General features: G+C 60.6%; 13 protein-coding genes. 9 read left to right on the top strand and 4 right to left on the bottom strand.

Features of this window, described 5'->3' with window-relative positions; all coding sequences use genetic code 11:
- Window positions 1-138 precede the first annotated feature (138 nt).
- The 6 genes from J1G37_RS18740 to J1G37_RS18715 all read left to right on the top strand — a co-directional run bounded on the left by J1G37_RS18740 (window position 139) and on the right by J1G37_RS18715 (window position 5,814).
- A complete protein-coding gene (locus J1G37_RS18740) occupies window positions 139-969 on the top strand; it encodes a transporter substrate-binding domain-containing protein (RefSeq protein ID WP_207044309.1) in 831 nt (276 codons plus the stop codon).
- Between the two features lie 50 nt (window positions 970-1,019).
- On the top strand, window positions 1,020-1,682 hold the full coding sequence (locus J1G37_RS18735) for an amino acid ABC transporter permease (RefSeq protein WP_207044307.1): 663 nt from the start codon (window positions 1,020-1,022) through the stop codon (window positions 1,680-1,682).
- 6 nt (window positions 1,683-1,688) lie between these two features.
- On the top strand, window positions 1,689-2,348 hold the full coding sequence (locus tag J1G37_RS18730) for an amino acid ABC transporter permease (RefSeq protein WP_207044305.1): 660 nt from the start codon (window positions 1,689-1,691) through the stop codon (window positions 2,346-2,348).
- Window positions 2,341-3,066, top strand: coding sequence for an amino acid ABC transporter ATP-binding protein (locus J1G37_RS18725; RefSeq protein WP_207044303.1), 726 nt, complete (start codon window positions 2,341-2,343; stop codon window positions 3,064-3,066). Before J1G37_RS18730 ends, J1G37_RS18725 begins: the two co-directional genes overlap by 8 nt.
- Window positions 3,067-3,181: 115 nt before the next feature.
- Window positions 3,182-5,005 (top strand): serine hydrolase domain-containing protein, encoded by a 1,824-nt coding sequence (locus J1G37_RS18720; RefSeq protein ID WP_207044301.1) that lies wholly within the window; start codon window positions 3,182-3,184, stop codon window positions 5,003-5,005.
- Window positions 5,006-5,022: 17 nt separating this feature from the next.
- Window positions 5,023-5,814 carry a MipA/OmpV family protein gene (locus J1G37_RS18715; protein WP_207044299.1) on the top strand — a complete coding sequence of 264 codons (792 nt, stop codon included), beginning with the start codon at window positions 5,023-5,025 and terminating at the stop codon, window positions 5,812-5,814.
- Window positions 5,815-5,953: 139 nt separating this feature from the next.
- Here the strand turns inward: J1G37_RS18715 and J1G37_RS18710 are convergent, their stop codons facing one another.
- Window positions 5,954-7,231: an ATP-binding protein gene (locus J1G37_RS18710; protein ID WP_207044297.1), complete on the bottom strand. Its 1,278-nt coding sequence runs from the start codon at window positions 7,229-7,231 to the stop codon at window positions 5,954-5,956.
- Window positions 7,232-7,939 (bottom strand): winged helix-turn-helix domain-containing protein, encoded by a 708-nt coding sequence (locus J1G37_RS18705; protein ID WP_017736106.1) that lies wholly within the window; start codon window positions 7,937-7,939, stop codon window positions 7,232-7,234.
- 156 nt (window positions 7,940-8,095) lie between these two features.
- Here J1G37_RS18705 and J1G37_RS18700 point away from each other — a divergent pair, with 156 nt between their 5' ends.
- Window positions 8,096-9,295, top strand: coding sequence for an MFS transporter (locus tag J1G37_RS18700; RefSeq protein WP_207044295.1), 1,200 nt, complete (start codon window positions 8,096-8,098; stop codon window positions 9,293-9,295).
- Here the strand turns inward: J1G37_RS18700 and miaE are convergent.
- Window positions 9,251-9,853, bottom strand: a complete 603-nt coding sequence (gene miaE, locus J1G37_RS18695) for a tRNA isopentenyl-2-thiomethyl-A-37 hydroxylase MiaE (protein WP_124527550.1) — start codon at window positions 9,851-9,853, stop codon at window positions 9,251-9,253. The two genes, J1G37_RS18700 and miaE, sit on opposite strands and share 45 nt — an antisense overlap.
- 152 nt (window positions 9,854-10,005) lie before the next feature.
- On the opposite strand from miaE, the gene J1G37_RS18690 reads away from it, so the two are divergent.
- Window positions 10,006-10,869: a universal stress protein gene (locus tag J1G37_RS18690; RefSeq protein WP_207044293.1), complete on the top strand. Its 864-nt coding sequence runs from the start codon at window positions 10,006-10,008 to the stop codon at window positions 10,867-10,869.
- A 153-nt stretch (window positions 10,870-11,022) separates the two neighbouring features.
- Here the strand turns inward: J1G37_RS18690 and J1G37_RS18685 are convergent, their stop codons facing one another.
- On the bottom strand, window positions 11,023-11,493 hold the full coding sequence (locus J1G37_RS18685; protein ID WP_207044291.1) for a DUF1289 domain-containing protein: 471 nt from the start codon (window positions 11,491-11,493) through the stop codon (window positions 11,023-11,025).
- Between the two features lie 397 nt (window positions 11,494-11,890).
- Here J1G37_RS18685 and acnB point away from each other — a divergent pair, with 397 nt between their 5' ends.
- The gene (acnB, locus tag J1G37_RS18680; RefSeq protein ID WP_207044366.1) at window positions 11,891-14,500 is read left to right on the top strand and encodes a bifunctional aconitate hydratase 2/2-methylisocitrate dehydratase; all 2,610 of its coding nucleotides are present in this window, start codon (window positions 11,891-11,893) and stop codon (window positions 14,498-14,500) included.
- The last annotated feature ends 207 nt before the right edge of the window (window positions 14,501-14,707 follow it).

Genomic DNA, 14,707 nt, shown 5'->3' with positions numbered 1-14,707 from the left:
AAAATACAAAAAACAGCTTCTCACCCTCTTCATCCACAGTTAAACATTTGGTAGATTTTTCGACGACGGTAGATTGGATACATCAGACAATTCGTTCACTCCCGCTAAAAACAATACCAACCACAACAGGGATTCCCCATGAACATTGCCCGCCCCATCAGTGCCGCTTTCTTGCTCGTCCTCACAGCCACAACCCCAACCCTTTCGGCCGCTGCCGAATCGACCCTGGATCAGGTCATCTCGAATAAAACCCTTCGGTGTGGCGTCCAGCTCGACTACCCACCGGCCGGCTTTCGCAATGCCAGCAACCAGCCGGATGGCTACGACGTGCAGTACTGCAAGGACATGGCAAAAGCCCTTGGGGTAAACGCGGTGATTGTCGAAACACCCTCCTCCGAACGCATTCCGGCACTGGTTTCCAACCGCATCGACGTGCTGATCGCCTCCGCCTCGATCTCGCCCCAGCGCGCCATGAGCGTGAGTTTTTCTCAGCCCTACGTGAACTACACCAACGTCGTCCTCACCCGTAAAGGCGCCGGTATTGACGGCTTCGAGGACCTCAAGGGGCGCACCATTGGCGGTGTCACCGGCACCACCACCGAGCAGCAACTGCAGGTGCTGCGCAAAGGCTGGAATGACAACAGCGGCAGCTACACCGGGTTCGGCAGCGAGGCGGAAAGCTACCTGGCCCTGGCCCAGGGCAAGATCGATGGCGTGATCATCGGCAATGCATCGGCGGCCGCGCTGGTCCAGAGCGGGCAGTTCCCGACGCTCGCCATCAAAGGTATCGCCCCGACACCGCCCGACCTGTGCGGCATCGCCGTCAAGAAAACAGACACGCAAATGCTCAATTGGGTAAAGACGTTCGTCTGGACCCAAGTAAAAAACGGACGTTACACAGAGCTGTATGCGCAGTACTTCGGTGACGGCGAAGCGCCTTCGCTGGCGGTTGCCGGCGTGGACTACTAACCCCTTCCTTGAGCGGCGCACCTTGGCCGCTCCAGCCCGGAGCCTGCGTTATGTTTGGATATACTTTTTACTGGTCAATGGTGTGGGACAAGCTCCCCGAGCTGGTCGAAGGTGCCCGCACCACACTCACGCTGACCGTGCTTTCAATGATCATCGGCACATTGGTCGCCCTTGCCCTGACCCTGCTGCGCCGCCAGGGTAAGGGCCCCGGCTATACGCTTGCCACCACCTGGGTCGAGGTGGCGCGAAATACACCGGCACTGTTCCAGGTCTACATGATTTATTTTGGCCTGGGTGCGTTGGGGCTGCACTTTTCCAGCTACCTGGCGATGCTGCTGGCGTTGTCGTTCAACAACGCTGGCTACCTGGCCGAGATTTTTCGGGGTGGGCTGCAGGCTATTCCGAAACAACAACACACGGCCGCACGTTCCCTGGGGCTCTCTTCCTTCGCCGCCTACACCCACGTGGTCTTCCCGCAGCTGTTCCGGGTTGTGTATTTCCCCTACGTCAATCAGCTCAACTGGGCCCTGCTCAACAGCTCCCTGGGCATGATCATTGGCCTGCGCGAACTGACGGGTGCCACCCAGGCGGCTCAGTCCGAATCGTTCAGGACATTCGAGTTTTTCCTTGTCGCCGCCGCGATGTACTACGTCATGTCCAAGCTTATCGAAGGCGGCGCCCGATTCACCTTCTGGCGCGTGTTCAAGGGGTAAGCCACCATGCAATTCCAACTGGCGTATTCAGGCCTGCAGTGGAGCGATATCGGCTTTTTGCTCAGCGGCATCTGGCACACACTCCTACTCACTCTCCTGGCGACTTTTCTCGGCACTTGCATCGGCACGCTGGTCGGCTGGCTTCGGCAGGAATCCGTGGTTGCCCGCCTGGCACTAGGGCCCTTGGTCAACGTCATTCGCAGCATCCCGCTGATCATCCAGTTCATCCTCGCCAACAGCTTTTTTGCCATGGCCGGCTACGCGCTGAGCCCGCTGCTGATCGGCGTCATTGTCCTGAGCCTGTACATGGGCATGCTGACCTCGGAACTGGTCCGTTCGGGCCTGGAGTCAATCCGCCCCCAGCTGATAAAAGCCGGCCGCTCACTGGGGCTGGGCTACTGGCAAACGCTGCGTCACCTATCTGCCCCGCTGGCCTTTCGCACGCTGTTTCCTGGCTGGATTGGCACCGTGATCGGCCTGACCAAGGACACCGCACTGGTGAGCGTGGTGGGTTATATCGAGCTGTTGCGGGCCTCGCAAATCCTGATCAACCGCTCAAACGAAGCGCTTCTGGTTCTGGCCGGCGCGGGGCTTTTCTACTTCGCCATCTGCTACCCCATTTCGCGCTACAGCCGCCATCTCGAAAAGGTACTGCACCATGATTGATATCAAGGATGTTCGCAAAAGCTTTGGCCCTGTTGAAGTCATCAAGGGCGTCAACCTGACGATCAACAAGGGCGAGGTGTTGTGCCTGATTGGCGCCAGTGGCTCCGGCAAGTCGACCTTGCTGCAGTGCATCAACGGCCTGGAGCCGATACAAGGCGGCAGCATCCTGGTGGATGGCACGAATGTGCACGCCAAGGGCACGGACTTGAACAAGCTGCGCCAAAGGCTCGGCATCGTGTTTCAACAGTACAATGCCTTCCCCCACCTCACCGCACTGGAAAACGTGGCCCTGGCACCGCGCCTGGTCAAGAAGATCCCCAAGGCCCAGGCGCTACAACTGGCGCTTGAGCACCTGGCGTTCGTCGGCCTCGACAACCGCGCCGACATGCGCCCCGCCAGCCTGTCCGGGGGCCAGCAACAGCGGCTGGCAATTGCCCGCGCCCTGGCCATGCAACCCGACTACATGCTGTTCGACGAAGTGACGTCCGCGCTCGACCCCGAACTGGTCGGCGAAGTGCTGGATACCATCCGCAAACTCAAGGGTTCAGGCATGACGCTGGTCATGGTCACCCATGACATCGCCTTCGCCCGCGAGTCCGCAGACCGTATCGCCTTCTTCGACAACGGGCGGATTTGCGAAGTCGGTGATGCGCGACAAGTGATCAATGCGCCGCGGCAGGAACGCACGCGCCAGTTCCTCCAGCGCGTTTTGCACTGACCCCAGGCGCTGCCCCGTTCACAGTCTTTGACAGTTTCCCGACAAAGCCCTCAAAGACTGGCAACCGCTGCGCCCCTAGCATTCGAGCCTCCCAACCATCCTTCGGGTGCTCTTCATGTTTCGCACATTGCGCAGTATCGCGCTGCTGGGTTGCCTGCTCGGCAGCGTCGGTTGCCAGGGACAGCCGCCGGCTGCGCCGCGTATCCAAAAGGGTGACTACGGCGCGATCCTTCGGTACCTGCAATCGCGCATCCCCCAGGACATGGCCCGGCAGAATGTCGCCGGGTTGTCGATTGCCCTGGTCAACGGCCAGGAGCTGATCTGGACCCGCGGCTTTGGCCTGGCGGACAAGGCCCACGGTGTGCCGGTCACCCCCAACACCGCATTTCGTGCGGGCGGCATCGCCAAACTGCTCACCGCCACAGCGGCGCTGCAATTGGTCGAGCAGCAGCGCCTGGGGCTGGATGTGCCAATCCAGCAAACCCTGAGCGAATTCCATGTGCGCTCGCGCTTTCATCCAGACCAGGACGCGGCTGACCGCGATATCACCTTGCGTCGCTTGCTGAGCCACCAGTCCGGCCTGCCCAGCGAGCACCTGCGCGACCTGCACAGCACGTTCGCCATGGGCTTGATGCCAATGCGCATGTCCGGCGTGTGGCTAAGCAGCCCGCCGGGCTCGCAAGTCGCGTACTCCAACCTCGGCTATGCGCTGGTGGGCGCCGCCATTGAGCGCAGCACCGGCAAAAGTTTCGAAGCCCAATTGCAATACAGCTTGCTCAAGCCCCTGGAGATGAACCAATCGAGCTTTATCGGCACCGGCGCGGTAACGGGCTACCGCGCCATGGGCTATCAGGATGGCAGCGCCAGCAGCGACGCCCAGGTGCGCGACCTGGCCGCCGGGGGGTTATGGGCCAGCCCGAAGGACCTCAGTCACTACGTGAACATGCTTTTTGCCCAAGGGTTGTACAAAGGCCAACGACTGCTGAGCGCCCGCTCCATCGACGCCATGTTCAGCCAACAAAATACCGGCAACGCCCTCGACTTCGACTGCCAGATGGGCCTGGGCTGGTTCCTCGCCCCTTGCGGCGATGAACCGGTCAGCCGCGGCGTGCGCACTTACCAGCACAGCGGTGGCGGTGATGATTTTGCCGCACAACTGACCTTACTGCCCGACCAACAACTGGCGGTGATCATCATGGCCAACGACAGCAACGCCGAAGACCTGGTCGCCCGACTGGCCACCGATGCCCTGCGCCTGATGCTCCAGGCACAAACCGGAGAACAGCTGTGTGGCGACGGCTGCGAAGCCCCCAGCCACGGGCTGAAGCTGCGTCACGTACCGGCCGCCATCGACCGCAAGCGCCTGGCCGGTTTCTACGCCACCGCTTGGGGCGTATTGCGCATCCGCGATGAAAAGGAGCGTTTGTCCGGCGAACTGGCCGGGTTCGACTTCGAGCTGATGCGTGACGAACAAGGCTGGTTGCGCGCACAAAAACGCGTGCTCGGCTTGTGGCTCAAGGACCTCGGCGAGCTGGGCCGCGTGCAATTGGACATGGTCACCGTGCAAGGCCGCCAAGTTCTCACCGCCCGCAGCCATGGCCAACGTATCGCCATTGGCGAGCGTATCGATCCGCCGCCCTTGCCCCAGGCTTGGGCCGACACCATCGGCACCTATCAGGTGCTCAACACCCACGAGCCTGACGCCCCCCTGACCGGCATCAGCGTGCGCCTGGAGCAAGGCTTCCTGGTGATTCGCGGCCAACTGCACGACGAACCCCTGACCGACTACATCCTGCTGCCCGTCGACAACGCCCACGCCGTACTGGCCGGTAACGGCTATGGCTTGGGCGACACCGTGAGCCGCCAGATCAATGGCCTCAGCGCCTCGGGCTACGCCTTTAAACGCACGCAATCGCCTCACCCACCCCTGACCCTTTAACACGGACGAACACCCTGATGCGCTCTAGAAACCTATGCCTGTCCCTTTCCTCGTTGTGCCTGCTGGCTGCAACCGAGCCTGCGATTGCCGAGGAGTGGCAATACAGCCTCAAGGCCGGCGTCGCCAACGCACCCCGCTACAGCGGCAGCGATGAACGCATGACCGCGCCGGTGCTGGGCGGCAAAATCGTCAGCCCCTGGGGGATTTTCCTCGACACCGACAAAGGCCTGGGCTGGGGCTACGAAGGCAACGCCCTGAGCTTCAGCACCTATATCGGCGCCAGCGCTTCACGCAAGGATAAGAACGAGTCGATGCACGCCGGCTCCAAGCGCCTCAAAGGCATGGGCGAAATCAAGTCCCGCGCGCAGGTGGGCGTGAGCGCCAGCTACAACCTCGGCGGCGCCATCGTCGGTGCGACCCTGGAACACGCGCTCAAGGACGATGACCACAAGGACACCGGCAAGGCCTACACCCACCTGGAACTGAGCCTGGGCACCAACCTCTATGACGGCCGCTACGGCTCGGTCGACGCCTGCCTCACCAGCCACTTTGGCGACCGTGAATACCTGCAGACCTGGTACGGCGTGACCACCGGCCAGGCCGCACAAAGCCGCTTCAAGGCCTACAAGGCCGGTGCAGGCAATATCAGCAATGGCATGAACCTGGTGTGGAGTTTGCCGATCAGCGAGCACACCCAGTTCTCCACCTTGCTCGATGTGCAGTACCTGGCGGATGAAGCGGGCAAGAGCCCGATTGTGGAGCGGCGGTTGCAGACGTCGGTGATGGGCGTGCTGGAATACACGTTCTAACGCGAGCCATGCTGGAAAAAACAATGTGGGAGCGGGCTTGCCCGCGATAGCGGTAGATCAGTCAGTACACCTGTTACTGATAGATCGCTATCGCGGGCAAGCCCGCTCCCACAGTGGATCTTCACATTATTAAAGGGTGTTACTCGGCATACGCCCACGTCATCCGAAACGACGCGCCGCCCCACTCCGAGTCCAACACCTCCACTTGCCCGCCATGCCACTGCGATACCCGCTGCACCAGCGCCAAGCCCAGGCCAAAACCACCGGTGCGGCGGTCGCGGCTGGCATCCAGGCGCATGAACGGCTGGAAAATCTTCGCCCGCCCTTCCTCGGGCACGCCGGGGCCGTCATCACACACCCGCACTTCATAACCCTGGCCGAACTTGACCAGCGACACTTCCACACGCCGTTCGGCGTAACGGATGGCGTTGCGCAGCAGGTTGATCACCGCCCGCGCCATAAAGCGTGGTTCGATCTGGATAAAGTCGACTTCGCAGGTACGCAACGACAACTGCACACCCGCCGCCTCGGCCTCCAGCGCGACGCTGCCGATCACGCTGTCGAGCCAGCTGTGGGCCTCGATGCTTTCCCGGGTGACCTGGGTCGCGCCGCGCTCCAGGCTGGCGTAGGTGAGCAGCTCGGACACCATTTCTTCCAGCTCGCCAAGGTCGGCATACATGTCGGTGATCAACGCGCCACGCAGCACCGGGTCGGCCTGCTGCTTGAGTTGGTCGAGCTCGAACGACAGACGCGCAATCGGCGTGCGCAACTCATGGGAGACCGCGTTGGTCAGTTCGCGCTGGTTGGCGATCAGGCTCTCGATGCGCTCGGCCATCTGGTTGAAGTGCCCGGCCAGCTCACGCACGGTGGAGCGGCGCGGCAGCAGGATGCGCGAGCCAAGGTCGTTGTCGCCAAAACGCTGTGCGGCCAGGCGGATATGTTCCAGGTCGCGCCAGTGCGGGCGCACCCAGAAATACAGGACGATGGCCAGGCACAGGCCCAAGAACCCATAGGCCCACAGGTACAACCACTTGGGCTCTTCCGGCAGTTTGATTTCCAGCAGTTGGGAGCCGCCGTCGATGTTGGCGATGAACTCCATAAAGTCGCCACGCACCACCAATTGTCCGGCCGCCAGCAATTGCTGTTCGCGGGAGTTCAGCTTCAGCTCATCACGCGCCACCAATTTAAGGTGCAGACCGTAGTGGCTTTGCAACTCAGCCAGGCGCGCTGCCCGGCCCGCCTCCGGCACTGGGCGCAATTGCTCCACCAGACCATACGCAGGACCGCGCATGGCTTCGCGGTTATAGGTTTCGTTGGCCTCGGGCAGCAACTCGTCAAAGGTGTAGTTGACCAGCCAGATGGCCCCCGCCAGACCCAGTGCGAGGATCACATACAGGCGCAGAAACAGCCGCAGCATCTAGACCTCCCACGCGAACGGATTGAACAGGTAACCCTTGCCCCAGATGGTCTTGATGCACACCGGCTCACGGGGGTTGTCGTTCAGCTTGCCGCGCAGCTTGCTGATGTACACATCAACGCTGCGATTGAGGCCGTCAAAGGCGATGCCGCGCATGCGGTTGAGGATGTCATCGCGGGACAGGATCGTGCCCGAGTGGCTGGCCAGCAACCAGAGCAATTCGAACTCCATGGTGGTGAGGTCGATCTTCTCCTCGCCCAGGCTGACCACCCGGCACGTGCGATCGATCGCCAATCGCCCGAATGCCAGGGAGCCACGCACGGTGGGTTCAGGCACCTGGCGCCGCTGCAAGGCGCGCAACCGCGCGAGCAGTACCGGCGGCTTGATCGGTTTGATCACATAGTCGTCGGCGCCGGACTCCAGGCCCAGGATGTGGTCCAGGTCGTCCTCCTTGGCGGTGAGGATCACGATGGGTGTGTCAGAGACGTTGCGGATGCCACGGCACACATGCAGGCCGCTCTGACCCGGCAACATCAGGTCGAGCACGACAATCTTCGGTTTGAAATCCAGGAACGCCGCCAAGGCCTCATCGCCCCGGTGCACCACCCGCACGTCAAAGCCATGCTGCGACAGAAAGTGTGCGATCAGCCCTGCCAGTTTCTCGTCGTCTTCAACGAGCAATACCTTGCCCAGACCCAGGTTTTCCATAAGTTCTCAGTGTGCGACGCAGATTGAAGTGCAGGCATTATAGATGGCAAGCTGGGCAACTTAAGCAACTGGCCAGCACCGCCCGACCAAGCTTCATGCTTTTAAGACTTTTTAACAAATAGCCTGCAATCTTTAACGCCATTCACAGGGAGTTGTATGCGCAAGGATTACCTGGCGTTTTTTGTCTCGCTGTTCCTGTCGCGGCTGGCGGATCAAATCCTGCTGTTTATCGTGCCGCTGATCGTCTTCCAGACTACCGGCAGTGCTTCCTGGGCCGGGCTGGCGTTTTTCGTCGAATCCTTGCCGCGATTTCTTGCGTTTCCGCTGTGCGGGGCGTTGTGCGACAAGTACCCGCCGGTGCGTATCCTGCATATCAGCCAGGTCTATCGGGCGCTGGCCTGCGTGCTGGCTGTGGCGCTGTTCGGCCTGTTCGACGGCATCTACTGGATCGTGCTGCTGTCGGCCGTGTGCGGGGTGTTGACCACCCAGGGCATCATGGCCCGCGAAGTGCTAATGCCGCATATCTTCCAGCAGTACAGCTATGCCAAGACCCTGTCCTATTCACAGATCGCCGACCAAAGCGGCCTGGTGCTCGGGCCACTGGTGGCGGCGCTGATGCTGGAAGTCTGGGCGTGGCATTGGGTGGTGCTAGGGATTGCTGGGCTGTTTGTGTTAGCGGACCTAGCGATGGGCGTGTGGCAACGCTCCAACACGGTCGCCCCGGCCGTTTTCGAGCAGCATCGGGATATCTGGCTGCAACCGCTGCGGATTGCGTTTGGGCATATCCACAACCTCGCCGGGCTCAAGCGCCTGATTGCGTTGACGATGGGCGTGAACCTGATCATCGGCGTCACGCTGGCCACATCCGCAGCAATGGTCACTGGCCTGTACGCCGCCGACAAGGACGCCTACGCCTTGCTGCAAGCGGGCGGCGCACTGGTGACCATCGTCATTCTGTTCTACCTGGCGCGCGCCACCTTGCCGTTGAAGCTGCTCGGTGGGCTGTCCTACGCAATGATTGCCCTCGGCGCACTGATCACGGCGCTCAGCCCCAATCTATGGCTATATTCCCTGGGCTTTTTGCTGGTGATCGGCTTCGACAAGATGTACAGCGTGTACATGCGCAGCGTGCGGCAAAAGGTGATTCCGGTGCAGGACTTCGGCAAGACCGTGGGCGTGATCACCTTGCTCAACAACCTGCCGCAACCGCTGGCGGGCCTGATGATTGCCGTATTGGCCGCGCCCTTGGGCGTGCAAACGGTGATCCTGCTGCTGGCAGGCATCACCGCATTGATCGGCGTGGCCGTCGCCTCAGGCTGGCACGCCACTGTGAAAGCGGAACTCGACGTCGGGTGACTCGATCAATTCCTGCTCGGCTGCCCGCACTCGCTCGATCACCAGAGGCACGTCTTTGGCGTCGCCGTACTGGTAGGCCAACTTGAGGTAACCCTGAAAGTGGCGCGCCTCGCTTTTCAGCAGGCCGAAGTAGAACTTGCCAAGTTCTTCGTCCAAATGCGGCACCAGTGCTTCGAAACGCTCGCAACTGCGCGCTTCGATAAAGGCGCCGACCACCAGCGTGTCCACCAGCTTGACCGGCTCATGGGTGCGCACGACTTTGCGCAAACCCGAGGCGTAGCGCCCGGCATTCAGTTGGCGCAGTTCGATCTTGCGCTTTTTCATCAAGCGCATGACTTGTTCGTGGTGCACCAGTTCTTCTCGGGCCAGGCGCGACATCATGTTGATCAGGTCGACATGGCTGTAGTACTTGGCGATCAGGCTCAGGGCGGTGCTGGCGGCTTTGAACTCGCAATTCTTGTGGTCGATCAGCAGGGTTTCCTGATCGGCCAAGGCAGCCTGGACCCAGGCGTCAGGGGTGCGGCAGCCGAGGAATTCGTGGATTTCGGGCAGGTTCATCGGGCTCACGGGCAAAGGATCACAAAAGGGCGCCGATTATACCGACCACGCCGCAGACCACCAGCCACTGGCCTTGATGTGTATCAACATGCCGTGCGCCGGGCAGCAACTATAGTTGTTCCATGCCCCCCTTTTTCATGGAGAACCCGATCATGCAAGCCATCCGCAGCATCCTGGTGGTCATCGAGCCCGAGCATTCGGAAAGCCTGGCCCTCAAGCGCGCCAAGCTGATTGCCGGGGTCACCGGCGCGCACCTGCATCTGCTGGTGTGCGACAAGAAGCATGAGCATTCGGCGCTGCTGAGCCTGCTCAAGGCCGGCTTGCAGGAGGATGGCTACAGCGTCACCACCGAACAGGCGTGGAATGACAGCCTGCATGAAACCATCATTGATGTGCAGCAGGCCGAAGGCTGCGGGCTGGTAATCAAGCAACACTTTCCCGACAGCCCGCTGAAAAAGGCCTTGCTGACGCCGGCGGACTGGAAGCTGCTGCGCTATTGCCCCACGGCGGTGCTGCTGGTGAAGACGTCTACGCCATGGGCTGGGGGCGTGATCCTGGCGGCCATCGATGTGGGCAATACCGACGCAGAACACCGTGAACTGCACGCGGAAATCGTCGGCCATGGTTTCGACATCGCCAGCCTGGCCAAGGCCCAACTGCATGTGATCAGCGCCCATCCCTCGCCGATGCTGTCGGCGGCGGACCCGACGTTCCAGCTCAAGGAAACCATTGAAGCGCGCTACCGGGAGCAGTGCCGCGCCTTCCAGGCCGAGTTTGATATCGACGACTCAAGGCTGCACATCGAGGAAGGCCCTGCCGACGTGCTGATTCCCTTTGCGGCGCACAAGTACAGCGCCGCCGTTACCATCATTGGCACCGTGGCGCGTACCGGCATTTCCGGCGCGTTGATCGGCAATACGGCGGAGGTTGTACTCGACCAGCTGGAAAGTGATGCGCTGGTGCTCAAGCCGACGAGCCTTATGGATCACCTGGAAGAGCTGGCCAGCAAGCCTTGAAAACAATGCAGTTCAACCTGTGGGAACGGGTTTGTGTGGGAGCGGGCTTGCTCGCGAATACGGTGGGTCAGACAACATATTTGGTACTGACAGAACGCCTTCGCGAGCAAGCCCGCTCCCACACAAGCCCACTCCACAGTGGGTTAGGTGTTATCAGTTGGAAAAGACGTCCCTGAGAAACCCCGGCGCGATATAGCGCTGGTAATGCGCCTCAGACAAGATAAAAAACTCCCGATCAATCGCATCACGCAAATCCGGCAAGGCCCAATCGCGAAACTCCGGCAACAGCACCATGCCATAGGCCTCCAGATTGGAGATCACCCGCGCGCCCCGGGCAATCAACTGGTACGCCCAGCAATACTCCGACTGGTGCGGCACGAAGCGAATCTTGCGCTGTTCCAGCTGCCCGCGCAGGGTCTTGGGGTCGAAAACCTCCACCTTGCCGGCCATCACCTGCACCAGCAGTTGCTCCAGGCGCAGCCAGACCGCACGTTTTTCTTCTTCGTTATAGCCATTCCACTGGATCACTTCATGGTGGAAACGCTTGCAGCCACGGCACACGAGATCGCCGTAGACCGTGGAGCACAGGCCTACGCAGGGGGTCTTGATGGTTTGGTTGGGCATGGGTAACAACACGCAAATCAGCGAAACAATGCGCCATGTTAGCCCTTTGTCTAACCTTGATCACCCTGCAAACTTGGTTAGGCAACTTACCTTTAGATTTTTTTTGCCGTAGAATCATCCGGCCTTGTAAGGCGCCAATAATCCGCTGGAAGCTGTTTTCAAAGCGTCACGAGCACAGTCGTTCCTTCAGAACGGTGTTGGCGATGGTCAATGACTCGGTAGGTCAATGCCCTCGCCAACCCTCATCAGCCCCGTTCTGCAGGCGTAAAACTTTGAAAGCAGCTTCTGTGAGGAATGCCGGCAGCGCTGGCTTTGCGGCCCAAAAAGCCCCCGAGCGCATGCGTGCCGTTCATTTCTGGATGAGCGTCCCGTGGGACCACTGATGAGGGTAATAACTGTGCTTGAAGCCTACCGCAAACATATCGAAGAGCGTGCAGCCCTGGGTATTGTTCCCCAGCCGCTTAACGCCGAACAAACCGCAGGCCTGGTCGAGCTGCTGAAAAATCCTCCGGCTGGCGAAGAAGAATTCCTCGTTGACCTGATCACCAACCGTATTCCACCTGGTGTTGACGAAGCTGCCTACGTCAAGGCCGGTTTCCTGTCTGCCCTGGCCAAGGGCGAAGCCACTTCCCCCCTGATCAGCAAACAGCGCGCTGTTGAACTGCTTGGCACCATGCAAGGCGGCTACAACATCGTGACCCTGGTCGAGCTGCTGGACGATGCCGAGCTGGCACCTGTCGCCGCCGCCCAACTCAAGCACACCCTGCTGATGTTCGACGCGTTCCACGACGTGGCCGAAAAAGCCAAGAACGGCAACGAACACGCCAAAGCCGTGATTCAGTCCTGGGCTGACGGCGAGTGGTTCAGCAACCGCCCGACCCTGGCCGACAAGATCAGCCTGCGCGTATTCAAGGTGACCGGCGAAACCAACACCGACGACCTGTCCCCTGCTCCCGATGCCTGGTCCCGCCCAGACATCCCGCTGCACGCCCTGGCCATGCTGAAAATGGCTCGCGAAGGCATCGTGCCGGACGAGCAAGGCAAGACCGGCCCGATGAAGCAGATCGAAGAGATGCGCGGCCAAGGCATCCCGATCGCCTACGTCGGTGACGTAGTCGGTACCGGTTCGTCGCGTAAATCGGCGACCAACTCCGTGCTGTGGTTCTTCGGCGACGACGTCCCTTACGTACCGAACAAGCGCGCTGGCGGTTTCTGCTTCGGCACCAAGATCGCTCCAATCTTCTACAACACCATGGAAGATGCCGGCGCACTGCCAATCGAATTCGATGTTTCCGACATGCACATGGGCGACGTGATCGACCTGTACCCGCATGCTGGCAAAGTCTGCAAGCACGGCACCGACGAAGTCATCACCACCTTCGAAATGAAGACCCCGGTGCTGTTGGACGAAGTCCGCGCTGGCGGCCGTATCCCGCTGATCATCGGTCGCGGCCTGACCGACAAGGCACGTACCGAGCTGGGCCTGGGCCCTACCGACCTGTTCAAACTGCCTGAAGCCCCTGTCGATACCGGCAAAGGCTTCACCCTGGCACAGAAAATGGTCGGCAAGGCGTGCGGCCTGCCAGAAGGCAAAGGCGTTCGTCCTGGCACCTACTGCGAGCCGAAGATGACCACCGTGGGTTCCCAGGACACCACCGGTCCAATGACCCGTGATGAACTGAAAGACCTGGCGTGCCTGGGCTTCTCGACCGATCTGGTAATGCAGTCCTTCTGCCACACCGCGGCCTATCCAAAGCCGATCGACGTGACCACCCACCACACCCTGCCTGACTTCATCATGACCCGTGGCGGTGTTTCGCTGCGTCCAGGCGACGGCATCATCCACAGCTGGCTGAACCGCATGCTGCTGCCGGACACCGTCGGTACCGGTGGTGACTCCCACACCCGCTTCCCGATGGGCATCTCGTTCCCGGCCGGTTCGGGCCTGGTCGCGTTCGCCGCAGCCACTGGCGTAATGCCACTGGACATGCCGGAATCGATCCTGGTGCGCTTCAAAGGCAAGATGAAACCTGGCATCACCCTGCGTGACCTGGTTCATGCCATTCCTTACTACGCGATCCAATCGGGTCTGCTGACCGTAGAGAAGAAAGGCAAGAAGAACGCCTTCTCTGGCCGCATCCTGGAAATCGAAGGCCTGAACGACCTGACGCTGGAACAGGCTTTCGAGCTGTCCGACGCCTCGGCTGAACGTTCGGCTGCCGGTTGCACCATCAAGCTGTCGAAAGAGTCCGTTACCGAGTACCTGAACTCCAACATCACCCTGCTGCGCTGGATGATCGGTGAAGGCTACGGTGACCCGCGCACCCTGGAACGTCGCGCCCAAGCGATGGAAGCCTGGGTTGCCAACCCAGAGCTGATGGAAGCCGATGCCGACGCGGAATACGCCGAAATCATCGAGATCGACCTGTCGGAAATCAACGAGCCTATCCTCTGCGCGCCAAACGACCCGGACGATGCCCGTCTGCTGTCGAGCGTTGCCGGCGAGAAGATCGACGAAGTGTTCATCGGTTCGTGCATGACCAACATCGGTCACTTCCGCGCTGCCGGTAAGCTGCTGGAACAGGTCAAGGGTCAGCTGCCAACCCGTCTGTGGCTGTCGCCGCCGACCAAGATGGACGCTCACCAACTGACCGAAGAAGGCTACTACGGCATCTACGGCAAGGCTGGCGCGCGCATGGAAATGCCGGGCTGCTCGCTGTGCATGGGTAACCAGGCACGTGTCGAGCCGAATTCGACCGTGGTGTCGACGTCGACCCGTAACTTCCCGAACCGTCTGGGTGACGGCGCGAACGTCTACCTGGCTTCGGCCGAGCTGGCGGCAGTTGCTTCCACCCTGGGTCGCCTGCCGACCGTCGAAGAGTACATGGGCTACGCAGCGAAACTGGACACCATGGCCAGTGACGTCTACCGCTACCTGAACTTCGACCAGATCGCCGAGTTCCGTAAAATCGCAGCAAGCGCCAACATCCCGGTGATTCAAGCCTAAGGTGTTGATGCAATAAAAAACGCCGCGTATCTCACGATACGCGGCGTTTTTTTATGCCTGCAATTCAGTATTTGCAACACCACAAAACAACTGTGGGAGCTGGCTTGCCTGCGATAGCGGTGTGTCAGTCACCCAATGCAGTGATTGATAGACCGCTATCGCAGGCAAGCCAGCTCCCACACTTTAGAACTGTACAGTCTTAGAGGC

It is taken from the genome of Pseudomonas sp. Marseille-Q1929, from assembly GCF_017316265.1.
Classification (GTDB): domain Bacteria; phylum Pseudomonadota; class Gammaproteobacteria; order Pseudomonadales; family Pseudomonadaceae; genus Aquipseudomonas.
This window is presented reverse-complemented; position numbering and strand designations above follow the sequence as displayed.